Annotated in this window: 22 protein-coding genes, 1 pseudogene and 2 other annotated features (1 of these 25 cut by a window edge); of the genes and pseudogenes, 2 read left to right on the top strand and 21 right to left on the bottom strand. The window is 36.2% G+C overall.

Going from position 1 to position 20,896, the window contains the following annotated elements; translation table 11 throughout:
* Positions 1–87, bottom strand: a sequence feature (ribosomal protein L10 leader region); it reaches 72 nt to the left of the window's first position.
* Positions 88–142: 55 nt separating this feature from the next.
* The 20 genes from rplA to ACH6CY_RS10420 form a co-directional block, all read right to left on the bottom strand.
* Positions 143–838, bottom strand: a complete 696-nt coding sequence (gene rplA, locus ACH6CY_RS10515) for a 50S ribosomal protein L1 (protein ID WP_374067292.1) — start codon at positions 836–838, stop codon at positions 143–145.
* A gap of 196 nt (positions 839–1,034) precedes the next feature.
* Positions 1,035–1,460, bottom strand: coding sequence for a 50S ribosomal protein L11 (rplK, locus tag ACH6CY_RS10510; protein ID WP_374067291.1), 426 nt, complete (start codon positions 1,458–1,460; stop codon positions 1,035–1,037).
* Between the two features lie 175 nt (positions 1,461–1,635).
* The gene (gene nusG / locus ACH6CY_RS10505) at positions 1,636–2,169 is read right to left on the bottom strand and encodes a transcription termination/antitermination protein NusG (protein ID WP_374067290.1); all 534 of its coding nucleotides are present in this window, start codon (positions 2,167–2,169) and stop codon (positions 1,636–1,638) included.
* Positions 2,170–2,293: 124 nt separating this feature from the next.
* Positions 2,294–2,473 (bottom strand): preprotein translocase subunit SecE, encoded by a 180-nt coding sequence (gene secE / locus ACH6CY_RS10500; protein WP_374067289.1) that lies wholly within the window; start codon positions 2,471–2,473, stop codon positions 2,294–2,296.
* A gap of 42 nt (positions 2,474–2,515) precedes the next feature.
* Positions 2,516–2,662, bottom strand: a complete 147-nt coding sequence (rpmG, locus tag ACH6CY_RS10495; RefSeq protein WP_374067288.1) for a 50S ribosomal protein L33 — start codon at positions 2,660–2,662, stop codon at positions 2,516–2,518.
* Between the two features lie 106 nt (positions 2,663–2,768).
* Complete coding sequence (gene sigH, locus ACH6CY_RS10490) at positions 2,769–3,380, bottom strand: RNA polymerase sporulation sigma factor SigH (protein WP_374067335.1); 612 nt, start codon at positions 3,378–3,380, stop codon at positions 2,769–2,771.
* A gap of 130 nt (positions 3,381–3,510) precedes the next feature.
* Complete coding sequence (locus tag ACH6CY_RS10485; RefSeq protein WP_374067287.1) at positions 3,511–4,020, bottom strand: NYN domain-containing protein; 510 nt, start codon at positions 4,018–4,020, stop codon at positions 3,511–3,513.
* Positions 4,020–4,766: a 23S rRNA (guanosine(2251)-2'-O)-methyltransferase RlmB gene (rlmB, locus tag ACH6CY_RS10480; protein ID WP_374067286.1), complete on the bottom strand. Its 747-nt coding sequence runs from the start codon at positions 4,764–4,766 to the stop codon at positions 4,020–4,022. Before rlmB ends, ACH6CY_RS10485 begins: the two co-directional genes overlap by 1 nt.
* 1 nt (position 4,767) lies before the next feature.
* Positions 4,768–5,169, bottom strand: a complete 402-nt coding sequence (locus ACH6CY_RS10475; protein WP_374067285.1) for a Mini-ribonuclease 3 — start codon at positions 5,167–5,169, stop codon at positions 4,768–4,770.
* A 2-nt stretch (positions 5,170–5,171) separates the two neighbouring features.
* The gene (cysS, locus tag ACH6CY_RS10470; RefSeq protein ID WP_374067284.1) at positions 5,172–6,572 is read right to left on the bottom strand and encodes a cysteine--tRNA ligase; all 1,401 of its coding nucleotides are present in this window, start codon (positions 6,570–6,572) and stop codon (positions 5,172–5,174) included.
* The gene (gene cysE, locus ACH6CY_RS10465) at positions 6,553–7,221 is read right to left on the bottom strand and encodes a serine O-acetyltransferase (protein WP_374067283.1); all 669 of its coding nucleotides are present in this window, start codon (positions 7,219–7,221) and stop codon (positions 6,553–6,555) included. Before cysE ends, cysS begins: the two co-directional genes overlap by 20 nt.
* A 217-nt stretch (positions 7,222–7,438) precedes the next feature.
* Positions 7,439–7,661, bottom strand: a binding site (T-box leader).
* Positions 7,662–7,680: 19 nt separating this feature from the next.
* Positions 7,681–9,144, bottom strand: coding sequence for a glutamate--tRNA ligase (gene gltX / locus ACH6CY_RS10460; RefSeq protein ID WP_374067282.1), 1,464 nt, complete (start codon positions 9,142–9,144; stop codon positions 7,681–7,683).
* Positions 9,145–9,397: 253 nt separating this feature from the next.
* A complete protein-coding gene (locus tag ACH6CY_RS10455; protein ID WP_374067281.1) occupies positions 9,398–10,507 on the bottom strand; it encodes a PIN/TRAM domain-containing protein in 1,110 nt (369 codons plus the stop codon).
* 177 nt (positions 10,508–10,684) lie between these two features.
* Positions 10,685–12,052, bottom strand: coding sequence for a DNA repair protein RadA (gene radA / locus ACH6CY_RS10450; RefSeq protein ID WP_374067280.1), 1,368 nt, complete (start codon positions 12,050–12,052; stop codon positions 10,685–10,687).
* Between the two features lie 181 nt (positions 12,053–12,233).
* Positions 12,234–14,666: an ATP-dependent protease ATP-binding subunit ClpC gene (gene clpC, locus ACH6CY_RS10445; protein WP_374067279.1), complete on the bottom strand. Its 2,433-nt coding sequence runs from the start codon at positions 14,664–14,666 to the stop codon at positions 12,234–12,236.
* 17 nt (positions 14,667–14,683) lie between these two features.
* Positions 14,684–15,751, bottom strand: coding sequence for a protein-arginine kinase McsB (gene mcsB / locus ACH6CY_RS10440; RefSeq protein WP_374067278.1), 1,068 nt, complete (start codon positions 15,749–15,751; stop codon positions 14,684–14,686).
* Complete coding sequence (gene mcsA / locus ACH6CY_RS10435) at positions 15,751–16,296, bottom strand: protein-arginine kinase activator protein McsA (protein ID WP_374067277.1); 546 nt, start codon at positions 16,294–16,296, stop codon at positions 15,751–15,753. Before mcsA ends, mcsB begins: the two co-directional genes overlap by 1 nt.
* A 66-nt stretch (positions 16,297–16,362) precedes the next feature.
* Positions 16,363–16,824, bottom strand: a complete 462-nt coding sequence (locus ACH6CY_RS10430) for a CtsR family transcriptional regulator (protein WP_374067276.1) — start codon at positions 16,822–16,824, stop codon at positions 16,363–16,365.
* Positions 16,825–16,931: 107 nt separating this feature from the next.
* On the bottom strand, positions 16,932–17,630 hold the full coding sequence (locus ACH6CY_RS10425) for an MgtC/SapB family protein (RefSeq protein ID WP_374067275.1): 699 nt from the start codon (positions 17,628–17,630) through the stop codon (positions 16,932–16,934).
* Positions 17,631–17,775: 145 nt separating this feature from the next.
* Positions 17,776–18,618, bottom strand: a complete 843-nt coding sequence (locus ACH6CY_RS10420) for a DegV family protein (RefSeq protein ID WP_374067274.1) — start codon at positions 18,616–18,618, stop codon at positions 17,776–17,778.
* Between the two features lie 726 nt (positions 18,619–19,344).
* Between ACH6CY_RS10420 and ACH6CY_RS10415 the strand changes: the two genes are divergently transcribed.
* On the top strand, positions 19,345–19,686 hold the full coding sequence (locus tag ACH6CY_RS10415) for a DMT family transporter (RefSeq protein WP_374067273.1): 342 nt from the start codon (positions 19,345–19,347) through the stop codon (positions 19,684–19,686).
* Positions 19,686–20,000 (top strand): DMT family transporter, encoded by a 315-nt coding sequence (locus ACH6CY_RS10410; protein ID WP_374067272.1) that lies wholly within the window; start codon positions 19,686–19,688, stop codon positions 19,998–20,000. Before ACH6CY_RS10415 ends, ACH6CY_RS10410 begins: the two co-directional genes overlap by 1 nt.
* 149 nt (positions 20,001–20,149) lie before the next feature.
* Here the strand turns inward: ACH6CY_RS10410 and ACH6CY_RS10405 are convergent.
* A pseudogene (locus tag ACH6CY_RS10405) lies at positions 20,150–20,362 on the bottom strand (transposase); the annotation flags it as partial.
* Positions 20,363–20,896: the final 534 nt, after the last annotated feature.

Raw genomic sequence — 20,896 nt, 5'->3', positions numbered from 1 at the left:
AAGCAATATCATCTTTATTCAGACACCTCGGTAGGAATTATTAAGCCTTTAGGCACCTACTGTCTACGGTACAATGTAATTAATTTATTTTCAACACTGTTCATTATAGTCAAGGACTACAATGAAGTCAATAGCCAATTACTTATTTCGAAAAAGTTGATGGGTCTACTTTTACACCAGGCCCCATCGTAGACGTTACAGAAGCATTTTTCATGTAAATGCCTTTTGAAGCTTGCGGTTTTGCTTTAATAAGTGTGTCAGCTAGTGCTTGGAAGTTTTCGACTAATTGATTTAGCTCAAAAGAAGCTTTCCCAATCGGAACGTGAATGTTTGATTGACGATCTACACGATATTCCACTTTACCAGCTTTAATTTCTTTTACCGCTTTTTCTACTTCAAATGTAACAGTACCTGTCTTAGGGTTTGGCATCAAGCCTTTTGGACCAAGCACACGACCTAATTTACCAACTTCAGCCATCATGTCTGGAGTTGCCACAATTACATCAAAGTCAAACCAACCTTGATTAATTTTGGTAATAAGATCTTGTTCACCTACGTAATCAGCTCCAGCTGCTTCTGCCTCTTTCGCTTTATCACCTTTAGCAAAAACTAAAACAGTTTGTGTCTTTCCGGTACCGTGCGGCAATACCATCGCCCCACGAATTTGTTGGTCTGCTTTTTTAGGGTCAACTCCTAAACGAAAAGCAGCTTCCACTGTCTCGTCAAAGTTCGCTTTAGCTGTTTGCTTCACTAAGTCTAAAGCTTCTTTAACATCATATGCTTTTGTACGGTCAACAAGCTTTGAAACTTCTTGTTGCTTCTTTGTTTTCTTAGCCATTATCATTTCCTCCTTGAATGTGGTTTTAGCGGTTATACCTCCCACTTTTAAAAGCGGCTGCTGCTATCTAATCAAGATAACAGAAAATAGATTTGTATCTAGTTGATGGATGGCGCTTACCATCTTACAAAAAGGCTGCGAAATGGCTATGATTTCCACCACCGCAACCTTTACATCATCCGTCTACGATACGGGATTAGTCTTCAATAACAATACCCATACTACGCGCAGTACCTTCAACCATACGCATAGCAGCTTCTACATCAGCAGCGTTTAAATCAGGCATTTTTGTTTCCGCAATTTCTTTTACTTTATCACGCTTTAACGTCGCAACTTTATTACGATTTGGTTCGCCTGATGCACTTTCAATTCCTGCCGCTTTCTTAAGCAACACCGCAGCTGGCGGAGTTTTTGTAATAAATGTAAAGGAACGGTCTTCAAAAACCGAAATTTCTACCGGTATAATCATACCTGTTTGCTCTTGCGTACGGGCATTAAATTCCTTACAAAATCCCATGATATTAACACCTGCTTGACCTAAAGCCGGCCCAACTGGTGGTGCTGGATTTGCTTTCCCTGCTGGGATTTGAAGTTTAACAACTTTAATTACTTTTTTAGCCACGAGACACACCTCCTTAAGTCCGTGATGTGGTAATAGGGGCAATACCCTCCCACTCATTTCATATACAAAATTAAAACTTTACACTATAAGTATAAAGAACATTAAAATTTTAGCACGTGACAACAAAAATTGCAAGTGTATGTTGACAACTATTTCGCAATTCTAGTTAAATCAATTATAATTTCGTAATTTGCGTAAAATCCAGTTCAACCGGCGTTTCGCGTCCAAACATATTTACATGAACTTTCACTTTTTGTCTATCTGGATCAATATGTTCAATAGCACCCGTGAAATCTTTAAACGGCCCATCAATTACACGAACACTTTCTTTAATTTCAAAATCAACTTCCATTACCGCATCGTTCATTCCCATCCGCTTCAAAATCACTTCTACTTCTTCTTCTAAAAGCGGTGTTGGTTTGGTTCCTGATCCTGCCGAACCTACAAATCCCGTTACTCCTGGCGTATTGCGGACAACGTACCATGAGTCATCTGTCATAACCATTTCAGCTAGGACATACCCAGGAAAGACTTTCTTCTTAGCTGTTTTTCTTTTCCCATTTTTGATTTCTGTTTCTTCATCTTCTGGAACAAGCACACGGAAAATCTTATCCTCCATACCCATTGATTCTAATCTTTTTTCTAAATTCGTTTTCACCTTATTTTCATATCCAGAATACGTATGGACTACAAACCATTGTTTTTCCATATCATAGGACAACTTTAGTGTCCTTCCCCCCTTTTGTTTTTTTCCAATTTAAAAAACCCGCTAATACGGGTTTTTATCTAAGAAACGTTTGATTTATTATCATTATAGCATATAAAGCAGCAATCTATTCAAAAAATACATTAAGAATTTGTGTAATACCTAAGTCTACTAACGCAAAAAATATAGCAACAAAAGCTACTGTAACTACAACAGTAATTGTATAACGAAATAATTCTTGCCCACCAGGCCATGATACTTTCTTCATTTCACTAGACACATTTTTTAAAAATGCAACAAGATTCATAGGTGGTAACCCCCAAACTTATACCGATTTTAAAAAAGTTAATTACTTTGTTTCGCGATGCAATGTATGCTTATTACATCTTTTGCAAAATTTATTTATTTCTAAGCGTTCACTAATTGCGCTATTTTTATTTGAATTATAATTTCTGCTAAGACATGCAACGCATGCCAAAACTATCTTTTTTTGCATTTATTTCACCCCTCATATCAGTTAAGGGTTTCTAGTTTCATACTCTTAATAACTTATCACGGTTGTCAACGACTGTCAACGCTCTATCTAGCTATTCACATTTAACTCACGAACCTATTTCGTTAAGATTCAAGCATCGTTCTAGCTTCCTTTTCACACGTTGCAGGGCATTATCAATTGATTTGACGTGACGCTTCAATTCACCGGAAATCTCTTGATATGTCTGTCCGTCTAAGTATAAAGCAAGTACTTCCCGCTCCAACTCACTCAATACTTCCGCCAATTTCCCTTCTAGTATTCCATACCTTTCTTGATTAACAAGTAGCTCTTGAGGATCATCCGTTACTGTTGCGTTCACTAATACATCTAACAAAGTTCGTTCTGATTCTTCATCATAGACAGGTTTATCTAAGGATACATACGAGTTTAATGGCATATGCTTTTGTCTAGTCGCCGTTTTTATAGCAGTAATAATTTGGCGAGTAATACATAGCTCTGCAAATACTTTAAAGGAAGACAGCTTGTCCTGTCTGTAATCTCGTATCGCTTTATATAATCCGATCATTCCTTCTTGCACGATATCATCGTGATCTGCCCCTATTAAAAAATACGTTTTAGCTTTAGCATGTACGAATCCACGGTATTTACTAATCAAAAAATCCAACGCATGACTATTCTCATGATGAGCGAGTACGATGAGCTCATCATCTTCTAGCATTTCTAGCTCTAGCACCTGACTTCTTGTATACGCATAAGTAACACTCAACCTAGTCTCCCCCTAGCTGTTGAAAGTGAAGATATAGAAATATTATACAGGAAGCGCTTCAATTGCGTCAACAGCACCTTTTCTACTTTTGTCCCCTTCTCCATTGCTCGAAAATCTGTAATATATCTTGCTTTATAGGAATTTTAGTAGAAATTTGTCTTGATTTGTATGATTTAAGGTCATCTTCTATTTCTTGTTGAATATTATCAATCTCTAAATACAACTCTCTTGCAGATTTCCGATAAGCTCCTTGAGCAAATATGGTTCGTTGTTCTTCATAATCAGATGTAGCGACGTAGACCTTTGTTTTTACATTTTTCAACTCTTTAATTAAGCGTTCTATACATTCATCAGCAGTTTCCTGTTCTTTCGTATAAATCACTTCCACTTGATAATTGTTATACTTCGTCTCCGCTCCCTTTACTTCATATGCATCAAAAACGATAATAACACGATAACCTCTATAAGCTTGATATTCTGCCATTTTTTCAATCAACAAATTTCGAGCTTGTTCTAAATCAATATCTTTTATTTTTTTTAATTCTTGCCAATCTCCGATCATATTATAGCCATCAACAAGCAGAATATCCATTACAAACCACCAAGCGGATGGCGCTTTCTGTAGATTTCATACATTAGAATACTTGCGGCAACAGAAGCGTTTAAAGATGATACATTACCGGTCATTGCTAAACGGACTGTCCAGTCACATTTTTTTCGCACTAATCGACTCATTCCCTTTCCTTCATTACCAATTACTAACGCTAATGCTATGGAGCCATCCAGTGAACGATAATCTTTTTCACTTTCGGCTTCCGTACCAACAACCCACATGTGGCGATCTTTTAGCTCATCAATGGTTTGCGCAATATTGGTCACTCTTGCTACCGGAATATATTCAATGGCTCCTGCTGAAGTTTTTGCAACTGTGGCAGTCAAGCCAACTGCTCTACGCTTTGGAATAATTACTCCATGCGCCCCTACTGCATCAGCAGTTCGTAGAATGGAACCTAAGTTATGCGGATCTTCAATTTCATCTAAAATGATAAAGAAAGGTTCTTCCCCTTTCCGTTCGGCTCGATTAAATAAATCATCTATTGACGCATATTCATATGCCGCCACTGCCGCTGCAACACCTTGATGGTTGCCATCTATTTGCTTGTCCAACTTTTGTTTAGGAACACGGGTTACCACTGTCCCTTGTTGTTTTGCTAATCGTTCCAAATGTTGTGCAGTTGTTCTATTTAATTGTTCAGAAATAAGCAATTTATTAATAGAACGACCAGATTTCAATGCTTCTATAACTGGATTTTTCCCTATGATCCATTCTTCCGACAAATTAATCTTCTCCCTTCTCAACAAACGTAATCGCCTCGTTAATTAATACTTCCAAACGTTCTTCATTATCTGCCAAATAATGAAAACCTAGCAGCGCTTCAAATGCTGTACTATATCGATAGGTTTGTACGTCTGTGTTTTTTGGAATAGAGCCAGATTTAGCGTTCCGTCCACGCCGAACCACAGCCTGCTCTTCTTCTGTTAACATTGCTTGCTCCAACCAATGGCGTATAACTTTAGCTTGCGCTTTAGCAGAGACAAATTCCACCGCAGCATGATGCAACGTATTTAGTTTTTTCGACCCCGATTTTACTAAGTGCTCGCGAACATATAGCTCATATATCACATCTCCCATATAAGCAAGCGCAAGACTCTTCATTTGCTTTACTTTTTGCTCCTCCATAATCAACCTCTTTTCCATCTCGGCCCTTGTGGTGTATCTTCTAAAATAATACCTTTATCTTTTAATTGATCACGAATTTGATCAGCAAGTTGAAAATCTCTATCTTTTCTAGCTTGCTCACGTTGGTCGATTAATTGATCTATCTCTTTATCAACTAATTCTTGCGATCCTTCCATTTGTAGCCCTAATAGTTGCAATAAGTTTGTTAAAAGCAATTGAAATGCCTCAATCACTTCTGTTGATGTTTGCTTTCGCTGAATATATAGGTTCGCTTCCTTTGTTAGATCAAAAATAACTGCAATTGCATTTGCCGTATTGAAATCATCATCCATTTCAGTCAAAAAAGTTTGTTTAAATTGTTTGATTTTATTTAACCATTCTTTCGTATCCTCGGTTAAATTCAGACTTGCCTTTTTTCGATGCATTAAATTTTGATACGTATTTTTAATGCGATTTAATCCGTTTTTGGCATTTTCTAACAATTCTTCACTAAAATTAATTGGATTACGGTAATGTACACTTAAAATAAAGAAACGAATCAACTGCGGATCAAATTTTTCAATTAAATCATGAGCGAGAATGAAGTTACCAAGTGATTTTGACATTTTTTCGTTATCAATCGTTATATAACCGTTATGCATCCAATAGTTAGCAAAGTTTTGATCATTACATGCTTCCGACTGAGCTATCTCGTTTTCATGGTGTGGAAAAGCAAGGTCTTGACCACCAGCATGAATATCAATTGTTTTACCTAAATACTGCTTTGCCATAGCAGAACATTCAATATGCCATCCGGGTCTCCCTTTACCCCAAGGAGAATCCCAAGCAACTTCTCCTGGCTTTGCCGCTTTCCACAGCGTAAAATCTAAAGGATCTTGTTTTTTCTCTCCTATTTGTATCCTTGCACCGGAACGCAAATCATCAATAGATTGATGAGATAACTTACCATATTCATTAAAAGTACGCGTTTTAAAATAAACATCACCAGCAGATGAATAGGCAAATCCTTTCGTAATTAGCGTGTCAATAAATTGAATGATTTCATCCATTGAATCAGTCACTCTCGGGTGGTGTGTCGCTTCTTTCACACCTAACGCCTTAACATCAGATTTGTATGCATCAATAAAACGTTCTGCAACTTCCTCTACTTCTTCTCCTAAATCACGCGCAACGTTTATTAGCTTATCGTCTACATCAGTAAAATTAAGCACATAGTCTACATGATAACCTTTGTATTCTAAGTATCGACGTATAGTATCAAATACAATTGCTGGTCTAGCATTACCAATATGAATATAATTATAAACGGTTGGCCCACAAACATACATGCGAACCTTCCCTGCTTCAATTGGTTTAAATACTTCTTTTTTTCTTGTCAATGTATTATATAGTCGAATTGTCATTTGGCTTCACTCCTTTTAATGCCTCTATTTCATGTCTTAATTCATCTATTTCTTCTGTTAATTCTTTCATCACTTCTGACACGGGGTCCGGGAGTTTATGGTGGTCTAAATCTTGGATTGTTCGCTCACCGTTTTGAACAACCACTCTCCCTGGGATACCGACAACAGTTGAATGATCAGGGACATCCTTTAACACAACCGATCCAGCACCTATCTTTGCACACTTCCCAACAGTTATAGACCCCAGTACTTTAGCCCCTGTAGCAATTAACACATTATCTTGTATAGTAGGGTGTCTTTTCCCCTTTTCTTTTCCTGTCCCTCCCAATGTTACACCTTGAAATATAGTTACGTCATCGCCTATTTCACACGTTTCTCCAATCACCACACCCATTCCGTGGTCAATGAAAAAACGATTTCCAATTTGAGCCCCTGGATGAATTTCTATTCCCGTTAAAAAACGACTTATTTGCGAAATAACTCTAGCAATGAAAAAAAACTTCTTTCGATACAACGTATGTGCAATGCGATGAGACCATATAGCGTGCAAGCCTGAATAGGTTAGAAAAACCTCTACACGCGTTCGCGCTGCAGGATCTTGTTTAAAAACAGCATCCATATCTTCTTTTAATTGCTTCCAAAATCGCATTACTTCACCTCCATATAATACATAAAAAACACTTGCCACTTTATACATTCATTACTCGAAAATTACTATTATTATAAGTGCAGTATATGCAAATAACACCAATTCTGACTCGACCAGCTATGAAAATACACTTAGCACTGGCAAGGAGGCAATAGAACGTATCACAACACAGAAAAATAATCTTCCATAATAAAAAAAGCGTCTCTATGTTTTACAACACAGAGACGCTTTTTGCGCGGTCCCACTCTGCTTAGACAATCATCTTGATTCTCTCTACTTTTGGCTATAATAACGGTTAGCGTACCGCCTCTGTCTACTATAATTCAACAAAGGACTCCGAGGCGCAATTTCTAAACACATACTTGAATCACTTCCAGCCTAGGTGATCCTCTCTGAGTAAGTAACAATTGTTTATACTTTTTCCTCTTCCTCATTCTTTATTTTTTAAAATTTACACCCTTAAATCTGTTCCAAAACATTTGTCAGTCTTGTAATAACAACATCTTTACCTAACAAATCAATAGCATTAGGCAGTTCTGGTCCATGTACTTGTCCAGTAGTTGCAACACGAATTGGCATAAATAGATTTTTCCCTTTTTGTTTTGTTTCTTTTTGTGTGGCTTTTATCTCAGCTTTAATTGCTGCCGGATTTAATTGATCAAGTGCTTGTAGTTTGTCTTTAAATACGCGCAACACTTCCGGCACCTGTTCTCCACGCAACACTTCCTTCGCATCATCCGTATATGTTATTCCTGTTTGAAAAAACAGAGAAGTTAATCCAACAATTTCTTGTCCATAGCTCAGTTGCTCTTTGTATAAAGCAATTAATTCAAGCGCCCAGTCTTTCGTTTGCTGATCCATATCTTCTGGTAGCTTTCCTTCCGCAATCAAGTAAGGTAAAGTCAATGTTGTCACACGTTCGAAATCTGCTGCCTTAATATACTGGTTATTCATCCATTTTAGCTTTTGCGGGTCAAAAATTGCCGCAGATGTAGATAAACGTTCTGGATCGAATATTTCAATAAATTGTTGTTGCGTAAATATCTCTTCTTCACCCACTGGAGACCATCCTAATAATGCAATAAAATTAAATAACGCTTCAGGTAAATACCCAAGATTTTTGTATTGCTCAATAAACTGTAAAATATGTTCATCACGCTTACTTAATTTTTTGCGATCCTCATTTAAAATAAGTGTCATATGACCATATTTAGGTGGTTCCCATCCAAATGCATCATAAATCATCATTTGCTTTGGTGTATTGGAGATATGTTCCTCGCCACGTAAGACATGAGAAATACGCATAAGATGATCATCTATTGCAACAGCAAAGTTATAGGTTGGAATACCGTTTTTCTTAATCATTACCCAGTCACCAAAGTCACTCGATTCAAAAGTAATATTCCCTCTTACGATATCATTAAATGTATAGGTCTTTCCTTCTGGGACACGAAAACGAATACTAGCTTGGCGCCCCTCTAATTCAAACTGTTTCATTTGCTCAGCTGTTAAATCACGATGCGCTCCAGAATATTTTGGCACTTGGCCATTAGCACGTTGTTGTTCACGCTCTGCATCCAGTTCTTCTTCCGTCATATAACATTTATAAGCTAAGCCTCGCTCTAATAATTCATCTACGTACTTTTTATATATATCTAAACGTTCCATTTGACGATAAGGACCATAATCCCCACCAATGTCTGCACCTTCATCCCATTCTAATCCTAACCATTTTAAGTAGCGTAGTTGACTCTCTTCTCCGCCCTCTACGTTACGTTTTTCATCCGTATCCTCCGTACGAATAATGAATTTACCACCTAAGTGTTTCGCATATAAATAATTAAAAAGTGCTGTTCTAGCATTTCCAATATGTAAATGGCCAGTTGGACTTGGTGCATATCGCACACGTACAGCATGTGTCATCTTTTGTTCCCCTTTCCTTTCGATCCACTCTTTCTCTATATTCTATCATTTTTTTCACTATTATGCGCTTTTTTCACTTTTTTTAACCAAACGCTAGTTAAAATAACCTCGCACCCTTTAAATCTTACCCATTCCATTTTCTAAAATGGAACACTTGCTTACATTATACAACCTATACTAGCAGTTTTTACTTCTAGCAATAAGAAGAAGTGATAACTTTGTTATCACTTCTTCTTTATCTGTTATACTCTTTTTACAACGCTTTTTCAAGTAATTTTGGTTTAGCAAATATCATTCGCCCAGCAGATGTTTGCAAAACACTAGTAATTAACACTTCAATGGTCTTGCCAATGTAATCTTTTCCTTCTTCCACAACGATCATTGTTCCATCATCCAGGTAAGCCACGCCTTGATTCTGTTCTTTTCCATCTTTAATCACTTGCACTGTTAATTCTTCTCCAGGGATCACGACCGGTTTAACAGCATTAGCAAGATCATTAATATTCAATACTGGAACATTTTGAAACTCACAAACTTTATTCAGATTGAAATCATTAGTCACTACAACACCATCAATTACTTTGGCTAACTTAACTAATTTACTATCTACTTCTTGAATTTCTTCAAAATCACCATCATATATTTCCACATCAACCGGCAAATCCTTTTGCATTCGATTTAATATGTCTAAGCCGCGCCTCCCTCTGTTACGCTTTAGCGCATCAGATGAATCAGCGATGTGTTGTAATTCTTCTAATACGAATTGAGGGATTAGCACCGTTCCTTCTAAGAAACTTGTTTGGCATATATCAGCAATACGCCCATCGATAATCACACTAGTATCTAAGATTTTCGATTTAGGAAACTTTGATTGTTCATTCGTTTCGGTTCGATCAACCTTCCTGTCCTTATCTTTTCTAGCAATAGCAAGCACACTTAGAAATTCATCTCTACGTTTGAAACCAACCTGAAAGCCTAAATAACCTGATAAAATCATAACAAACAATGGAACAACTTGTGATACGAAAACAATTTGAATATCTTGAATTGGTTGATTAATAATGTAAGCAATCACTAAACCAATAATTAAGCCTAAGCTACCGAAAAACAAATCTGTTACTGGGGCTTTTAATAGTGTATCTTCAAGCCATTTAACAAAATGAACGATATAATCAACTAACCAGAAAGTTAATAAATATAATATGATAGCTCCCAAAACTAAACCTATATATGGCGCAACATACACCGAACCTAACCAACTGTTTCTTGCAAAACTCATTAACTCAATTATATATGGTATATATAAATATCCAGCGGTACCACCGGCAATAATAATAAATAATTGCACAACTTTTTTAAGCACCACAGCCACCTCCTAACACATAGTATCTCCAGCTCATGATAAAAATAATCAACTGAACGTCAAAAGTTTTTTATAACTTAACACAATTTACATATAAAGTCAAATAGAAAACATTTAATTTTAACATATTAAAACATAAAAGTCAATTAATGTTGAATAATATTTTATTTTGTCGAATTAATGATTTAACGTCACCTGTAATGCTTCTTGTACCGAATTTACTCCTATGACTTCTATTGTATCGGGAACTGTCCAACCTTCTAAATTTTTGGCAGGAATAATCGCTCGTTTAAACCCTAGTTTAGCCGCTTCTTGCACTCGCTGATCAATACGTGATACTCTTCGTATTTCCCCAGTTAATCCTACCTCTCCAATTAAAACATCATCGGGTTTAGATGCTTGATTTTTAAAGCTAGATGCAATACTTACCGTAACTGCTAAATCAATAGCTGGTTCGTCTAATTTTACACCGCCAGCAACTTTAACATATGCATCTTGATTTTGCATAAGTAACCCAACCCGCTTTTCTAACACAGCCATCAACAACGGTACACGATTGTGGTCAATTCCCGTTGCCATTCTTCGAGCTTGACCGAAGCTAGTTGGTGAAATTAACGATTGAATTTCTACTAAGACAGGCCTTGTCCCTTCCATTGAAGCAACAACGGTAGAGCCAGCTACACCTTGTGAACGTTCTTCCAAAAATATTTCTGATGGATTAAGTACTTCTCTTAAGCCTTCTTCCTTCATTTCAAAGATACCCATCTCATGCGTACTACCAAATCGATTCTTTACACTGCGTAAGATTCGAAAGGTGTGATGACGCTCTCCTTCAAAATATAAAACTGCATCAACCATATGTTCAAGCAGCCTCGGTCCTGCAATAGCACCCTCTTTTGTCACATGTCCAACAATAAAAATCGGAATATGGTTCGTTTTAGCAATTCGCATTAATTCACTTGTGCACTCTCTCACTTGTGATACACTTCCAGGAGCACTTGTTACTTCCTCTTTGAAAATAGTTTGAATGGAATCTATTACAATAAAATTTGGATTTAATTGATCTATTTGAGTAGAAATATGATGTAGATTTGTCTCTGATAAAACATAAAGATTGTCAGATGTTATATTCAATCGATCGGCTCGTAACTTCGTCTGCCTAGTAGACTCCTCCCCAGAAATATATAATACTCGTATCTCTTTTCTTGCCAATTGATCAGACACTTGTAATAAAAGGGTTGACTTACCGATACCAGGATCACCACCAATTAATACAAGGGAACCAGCTACAACCCCACCACCTAATACGCGATTTAATTCTGGCATGTCGGTCGTAACTCTCGCCTCTTCTTTTGATTCAACCATTGTAATACTTTCTGGTTTTGTTAAAGTTGCTTGTCCAATCCCACTATGCTTAAACGATGATTTTGTAAAAACTTCTTCCACTAACGTATTCCAATTATTACAACTCGGACACTTCCCCATCCACTTTGGTGTTTCATATCCACATTCTTGGCAGACAAATTTTGTTTTTGTTTTAGCCATATACAACCACCTTTTCCTACTTCTTATTATATACGAAATAACTCGTTAGAAAGTTACATATAGATTAATAATTTGTGTAAAAAGAATGAAAGACTTAATAACTTGGCATTATACTGTAAAACATAAAAATCGGAAGGAGATTACCTTCCGATTTTTATGAATGGTTTACACCTTCTATCGTTCACTTACTTAATACTGCAAATTCACCTTTATCATTTAGCCCAACATTAATTTTTTGACCTTTTTTAATTTCTTCTTTTAATAGCGCTTCAGATAATAAATCTTCTACATTCTTTTGAATCGATCGTCTTAATGGTCTCGCCCCATATTCTGGATCAAAGCCTTCTTCTGCAATTTTTTCAATTGCTTCGTCAGATAGTTCAAAATCAATTTCCTGATCTACTAAGCGTTTTTGTAATTGCTCCACCATTAATGTAACAATATCTTTCATATGCTTTCTCTCCAAGGAATGGAAAACAATAATTTCATCAATTCGATTTAAGAATTCTGGACGAAATGCTTTTTTCATTTCTTCTGTTACTTTTGACTTCATATCTTTGTAATCAGCTACTTCATCATCTAATGTAAAGCCAACAAACTTATTTTGTTGTAGTTCGCTTGCACCGACATTGGAGGTCATAATAAGGACAGTATTTCGGAAATCAACTAGCCGACCTTTAGAATCTGTTAATCGTCCATCTTCTAATACTTGTAATAAAATATTAAACACTTCAGGATGCGCTTTTTCGACTTCATCTAATAAAACAACGGAATAAGGTTTTCTTCTTACTTTCTCCGTCAGCTGACCACCCTCTTCATAGCCAACATAACCTGGAGGGGATCCGACCAAGCGAGAAGTAGTGTGCTTTTCCATATATTCAGACATATCGATTCGAATCATTGCATCCTCATCACCAAACATCGATTCTGCTAAAGCTCTTGCTAATTCTGTTTTACCTACACCAGTAGGGCCTAGGAAAATAAAGGAACCGATTGGACGTTTTGGATCTTTTAATCCTGCTCTTGCACGGCGAATTGCTTTTGATACTGCGTCAACCGCTTCCTCCTGTCCAATTATACGATCATGTAAAACAGATTCAAGATTTAATAAACGCTCACTTTCATCTTTTGTCAAAGCAGAAACTGGCACACCCGTCCATGTAGAAACGATTGCCGCGATGTCTTCCACTGTAACTTCTGAACTTTGTTGCCCTTGTTCTTCTTTCCACTTTTCTTTTGTAGTTTCTAGTTCTTTACGCAAGCGTTGTTCATTATCACGCAATGACGCCGCCTTTTCAAACTCTTGACTTTGAACAGCTGCATCTTTTTCTTTTCTTACCTCTTCTAAGCTTTGTTCTAATTCCTTAAGGTTTGGCGGCGCAGTATATGAACGTAATCGCACGCGTGAAGCAGCTTCATCAATTAAGTCAATTGCTTTATCCGGGAGAAAACGATCGGTAATATAGCGATTGGATAAATGAGCTGATGCATCAATGGCTTCATCAGTAATCGTTACACGGTGATGTGCTTCATAACGATCGCGTAGTCCTTTTAAAATCAAAATAGACTCTTCGAGAGTTGGCTCATCCACTTGAATCGGTTGAAAACGACGTTCTAGCGCCGCATCTTTCTCAATATATTTGCGATATTCATCTAAAGTTGTTGCACCTATACATTGCAATTCACCTCGGGCTAGTGATGGCTTCAGAATATTGGAAGCGTCAATTGCTCCTTCCGCACCACCTGCTCCTATTAAAGTGTGTAATTCATCAATAAACAGAATGACATTTCCCGCTTGGCGAATTTCTTCCATCACCTTCTTTAAGCGATCTTCAAATTCACCACGATATTTTGTACCTGCTACGACTGTGCCCATATCCAAGGTCATCACTCGTTTATCACGTAACATTTCCGGAATCTCATTATTTACAATTTGCTGAGCTAGTCCTTCTGCCACAGCCGTTTTACCTACACCAGGTTCACCAATTAAGACAGGGTTGTTTTTCGTGCGACGGCTAAGCACTTGAATGACACGCTCAATTTCTTTCTCACGACCAATAACAGGATCCACATTCCCCTCTTTAGCAATTGCAGTTAAATCACGTGCTAATGAATCCAATGTAGGTGTGTTTGCTGTTGTCGCTTGTCCATTTCTGCTTTGACTTTTTCTTGTTGTCTCATTGCTTCCTAACAATTGTAACACTTGCTGGCGAGCTTTGTTTAAACTGACACTGAGATTGTTTAAAACTCGAGCTGCGACACCTTCGCCTTCCCGAATAAGCCCTAACAAAATATGCTCTGTTCCTACATATGAATGTCCTAGTTTCCTAGCTTCATCCATTGATAGTTCAATTACTTTTTTTGCCCTTGGTGTATAATGAATCGTTTGCGAGACCTTCTGTCCCTTACCAATTAAATTTTCAACTTCTTTTTGAATTTTCTCCGTTTCTAATCCGAGACTTGTTAATGCTTTTGCCGCAATCCCTTCGCCTTCGTTTACTAATCCTAACAATATATGTTCTGTTCCAATGTTATTATGTCCTAAGCGAACCGCTTCCTCCTGCGACAATGCCAATACTTTCTGAGCTCTTTCTGTAAATCGACCAAACATCATTGGAAATCCCTCCTAATTCATTCGTTCTCTAGTCTTAAACGTTCTCTTATTATTGAAGCTCTTCTAATGTCTCTCTGATTTGCCGATAATGCCTCTTTCGCATAGTGTTGTAAAAAACCCGGTTGAGTTAAAATCATTAATTCATTTAAGATCGATTTAGACAAATGATTAATATAACCAACATCGATCCCTAACCGCAAATCAGATAGACAGGTTGCCGCCTCTGTCGACTCAATAATTCGACTATATTTTAACGTGCCATACGATCGAAAAATACGATTTTCTAACCGCAATTCAGATTTTTCAACAAGTAACTGTCTTGCAAATTGTTCTTGTTCAATTAATTTCTTCACAACACTTAAGAGGTTATCGATAATGTCCGCTTCAGATCGACCAAGAGTTACTTGATTGGAAATCTGAAAGATATTACCGACCGCTTCACTTCCTTCTCCATAAATCCCTCTTACTACTAATCCTAATTGATTAATTGCCGGAAGCATCTTACTCAGCTTTTGCGTTAATGTTAATGCAGGAAGGTGCATCATGACGGAAGCCCTCATACCAGTTCCTACATTCGTCGGACAGCTTGTCAAATAACCTCTATGTTCATCGTATGCATAATCAACTTTTTCTTCTAGCCAATCATCAAATGCAAAAGCACTCTCTAATGCTTTTTCTAATTGCAAACCAGGAAAATACAGTTGCATACGAATATGATCTTCTTCATTGATCATCACAGAAACTTGTTCATTATCAGAAATTAACACACCACTGTTTTTAGATTTCTCCGCCAAATTTGGACTAATTAAATGCTTTTCAACTAATACTCGTTTTTGAATTGGCTTTAATTCTTCCATTGAGATATATTCTAAATTCTGATAGTCTGCAAATGATTGGTGATGACAGTGCGCTTGTATTATCTTCACGACAGGGGTTAGCTCTTCTTCCCTCGCAATGATAGGAAAAGTAAACTGTTCAAAGTTCCTTGCTAACCTTATTCTTGTGCTTAATACAATATCATTATCTGGTCCTTCTTCTTTCATCCAAGGGCTAATTGCTTCATTTATGAATGGTTGCAAACCCATTACGCATCACCACCCTCATCACTATTAGATGCACTTTTCTCTAACGCTTTAATTTTGTCACGCATAACAGCTGCTTCTTCAAATTGTTCATTCTCAATTAAGTCTTTTAATTTAGATTTATACTCTTGCATTAATTGCTTTTTTCTCAAATACTTTCCTTGTCGATTGGGAATCTTTCCATCATGGGTAATATTTCCACTATGGACACGTCTAAATATTGGATTTAAGTAATCTGCAAATGTCTCATAGCATGAAGCACAACCAAACTTTCCAATTTGAGTGAATTGCCTATACGTCATGCCACATTTCGGACAACACATTCCTTTTTGATGTTGATCGTTAACTGGCTTACTTTTAGAAACAGTTGCTTCGTAATTAAACAATCCAGCTAATAGATTATGGATGGAGTATGCTTCTTCATCATAATCTATATATCCTTTTTCTTTTGCGCAATGTTCGCAAACATGAATTTCATTTTTTTCGCCATTTACTACTTTTGTTAAGTGCAAAGTTGCAGGGCGTTCATGGCATTCTTCACATTCCATCAGACAGCCTCCCTTTAACAACATTTTATTTGGAAATATGCATTAATAAATTCCTACTGTAGTAATTCATTCATACTTTAACACTGTTAGCATGGCGCCCATTATACGGGCTCTAATTTCGTCACGAATCGGCAGTGGAAATGCAAGTGTATCACGGGTTAATGCACTGATCATTATTTTTTCTTCTCGCTTTGTAATTAAGTTTTCTTCCAACATTCGATCTAAAATATCAACACATGCTTGCTGCGTTACTTTTGGCTGAACCATTTCAATAATTTCATCGATTAGCTTAGCTTTATCATCATTTGTGATTCGCGTGATACGTATATATCCCCCACCCCCACGTTTACTTTCTACGAGATAACCCCGTTCAACTGTAAAACGTGTGTTGATGACATAATTAATTTGAGAAGGAACGCATTCAAATTGACTCGCTATTTCGCTTCGTTTTATTTCAACGATTTTTTGGTGATTCCCTTGTATAATTTGTTTTAAATATGCCTCAATAACATCAGAGATATTTCGCATTTGCCTCCTCCTTCAATTGACTTTGACTAACTTTGACTTTTACTATATCTATATTATACTATGCCTGTTTTTTCATGCAAATATTATTCACAACATTTATCTTTATTTTACTGGATTTCATTCACTCGCTTCACAAAGTCAATGGATAACAAAGCCTGATAAAAATCTATTTTGTCTAATTCCTTCTCCTTTTCCAATTCAATCAATATAACTTGATCATCTCCCTGATCACGATCAATTTCTAATCTACGGATAACAGTATGAAATTTTTCAAGTTTAAAAAACAATTCTCGTAATTGCATGTCACCATCTAATACAATTTGAAAAGAAGCAAATGAGCTATTTTTAGATAGTTTCTTTTCAAATTTATTTAGAAATATTAAGCTTAATAAAATTATTATCGTCGTAAGTACAGCTTCTTTATACATCCCTACACCAACAACTAATCCTAAGCCAGCCACTGCCCATATCGATGCAGCTGTTGTTAATCCTTTAACTGTCATTCCATTTACAATAATTGTCCCTGCTCCTAAAAAACCTATTCCACTGATTACATAGGAAGGTATACGGGCTGGATCAAACCGAACCGCATCCTCGTATTCATAAAGATATGTCGTAAATCCATAGATGGATAAAAGCATCATTAAACATGCACTAACTCCTACTAATATATGTGTTCTAAAGCCTGCAGCATGTTGATTTACTTCACGTTCAAAACCAATTAATCCTGATAATAGTAAAGCAATAATTATTCTAGTACTCATCGTTATAAATTCCGGATCAAACCAGTTCTCTATACCAACCATATTCTTTAGCTATAAAAGCCTGTTCCCTCCTTTAACTGCAATGTTTAAATATATGCTTTCCTTTACCCTGAAATGTTCTCTTCACAACGTCTTTTTTCTATAAAAAATAGATCACCCTAATAGATGATCTATTTTCGTTTATTTATTATGGTTTCAGCCACGAAACAGACATCGTACCAAAACCCGTATGCACACCTGCAACTGGCACTAGCGTTTGAACTTTAAATTGAATAGATTGGTGTATTTTTTCTAATTCTTTTTTCCAACTTTCTGCTTTTTCTTTAACACCAGCATGTAAAATACAAATTTCTTTCACTTTGTGTTCTAAAATTGCTCGTTCTACAATTTGAAAAATTTTACGAGTTGCCCTCTTTTTACTTCGTATTTTTTCGTGAACAATAACTTTTCCATCTTCAAATGTTAATAACAAATTTATTGAGAGTAAATTTGCAAAAGCTGCTTGCGTTGTACTAACCCGTCCACTCTTTTTTAATTGCTCTAAACTCTCAGGTAGCAAATACATTTCGGTTTGATATGGGTAAGTTCGTAGTATTCCGACCATTTCATCATAGGATCTACCCTGTCCTTGCAGCTCAACTCCATTTGTTATCATTTTCCCTAAAGCATATGAACCTATTTTGGAGTCTATCACTTCTACCGGAAACTCAGCCATTTCACTCGCACTTATAGAGCTTTGATATGTTCCCGTTAAAGCACTAGATGCATGAATAGCAATACCACAGTCATATTCTCTTTTTAATTTTTCGTATAAGGTAACAAATTCACCAAAACTAGGTTGACTGGTTTTAGCACCTTCTCCATGTAATTTGAGTAAATCATAAACTTCTTCTTTTGTAATATCTACGTCTTCTTTATAAGAAATATTATTTATATTCACTATCATCGGCAATACATGGATATTATGCTGTTTAATAAATTCTTGAGATAATCCGCACGTACTATCTGTTATCCAAGCTATTTTTTTCATCCTGATCTCCTTTAGTGTAGTCGTATTGTTTTTACTATAATTAAGATACCATGAAAACATTATAAAAAACAGTTAAACAAGAGCTAACATATTTGTTTTTCACTTATCTATCCTTAGCATGTGTAATAAACTACATTGGTTATCTTAGTAAATATTCCGCTTAAAATTAAAAAGCGAATAATTTTAAGGGTATTCGGAAATTAGTGCGCAATTCGCTATTGCTATTATCTAACTATTACGCTGCAAATGAGAGCGATTAGTGAATAACCACCTTATATGGTGTTAGTTGTAACCAGTTACATATAAATTCTATAATTAAAACTTTTCCTTGATCGCTGTAAAACCGCAATTTTTATATAATCGACAAGCAACCTCATTTGTATCCACAACTTCTATAATATAACGATGATAAACCTCATTATGTCATATGTCATTTATCAAAGCAGTTGAAATACCCTTATCTTTCGTTTTAACTGTGGTAGAAACACATTACAAAATAACTTTTTCATACAGTAGGTATTGAATAAATTTAAAATGCATGTAAAATATACACCAACTGCATAATTGAATGTTTTTTAAGATTTGATTATGTTAAAGTTAATCTAATAAGAGAAAAAACTTGCTACGTTACTGTTTCATAGAAGGATGAAAGCCTGGGAGATTACTGTTAAACAGTTTACCCAAGCTTTTTTGATTTTATAAAGAGAAATTGGAGGTGTCATTTAGATGAATACCACTTGGATTAATGTATTTATCGCTGCTATATTTGAGGTGTTTTGGGTGATTGGATTAAAGCATGCAAATGATTTTTGGACTTGGACAGGAACAATTATATCGATTATCATCAGCTTCTATTTAATGATTATGGCAGGGCGAAAACTTCCTGTAGGAACTGTATATGCGGTTTTTGTAGGATTGGGTACAGCAGGTACTGTTGTTTCTGAAATAATTTTCTTTGGAGAGCCATTCAAAATCAGTAAAATGCTTTTAATTTTACTATTATTAACAGGAATAATTGGTTTAAAATTAGTTACTAAGGACAATGTTCAGGAAGGGGATAACTCCTAATGGCATGGATTTCTTTAATATTAGCAGGTGTGTTTGAGATGTTTGGTGTTACAATGATAAATAAGCTTCATAAAGACCGTAATTGGAAGTCGTTCCTTCTATTATTTTTTGGATTTGGAGCTAGCTTTATATTATTATCCTATGCCATGAAGACTATTTCTATGGGAACAGCTTATGCAATATGGACGGGAATTGGTGCATCTGGAGGAGCAATATTAGGAATGATTTTATTCGGAGAATCAAGAGATGTTAAAAGATTGATTTTTATAGCAATGGTTTTAAGTGCGGCGATAGGTCTTAAACTGGTTTCATAATGAATAAAACACTATCTCCTTAAAAGTTCAATAGTTAGGGTTTGTCAAATAAAGTGTGTAAGTTCTAATTTACTCAAGGTACTTTAATACCCAACTTTAATCCTAAAGTTGTTCGACGTGTTAGAAGTTTCTTGTCCAAACATCAATCGCGCACCATAGACTTTCTTTAAAGCTTTGGTAAATGCTTTATATTCTTTACTAGGTACATATTTGATGGAATCACATATCAAATGAACGATACAGCGCTGGGCGATGATATCCGGTAAAATAGCTTGTTCATCTTTTTCTAAACCACTGACACCGTCCATGAATATAAAGAAAACAGCTTCAACATCTCTTGCCTTTATTTTATCAAAAATCTGCTTTACATTTGGATATAGGATTCTCGGCCAAAAGAATCATCACTATCTCTTGGCACCTCAATATCCAATGCACCTGAGTATAAATGACTGTTTAATGATGTGCAAAAATGATTGTTTAATAATGTACATTTTTGTTACCTCTCCCTATTACAACTTTACATGGAGGGTGGGTATGATAGCCTTGGCATGGTAGCCATCCCTTGAATTAGTTGAATTTTTCACTAGATAATCATGCCCACAGAGGCTCCATGTCAAGTTGTAATAATTTATTAATCATAGTCATTAAGAGAACAAAATCAAAAATGTACATTTGCAGTCTTCATAGATCAAGGGGAACCACCACATTTAGTATAGAGTCCAGAATATGAAAACAATCCAGCGAAAAAAGGTTCCAATCATCGTTCTTTGATGATCGGAACCTTTTTTCGCTATTTTTGGCTAGTTATGTCCTAGCCTCTTTTTAGGTTGCCTAGCGACGTCCTACTCTTGCAGGGGCAAGGCCCCAACTACCATCGGCGCTGAAGAGCTTAACTA

Source organism: Paraliobacillus sp. JSM ZJ581, assembly GCF_044383835.1.
Classification (GTDB): Bacteria; Bacillota; Bacilli; order Bacillales; family Amphibacillaceae; genus Paraliobacillus.
Note: the sequence above shows the minus strand (reverse complement) of the source record. Positions and strands in the feature narration are given on the sequence as shown.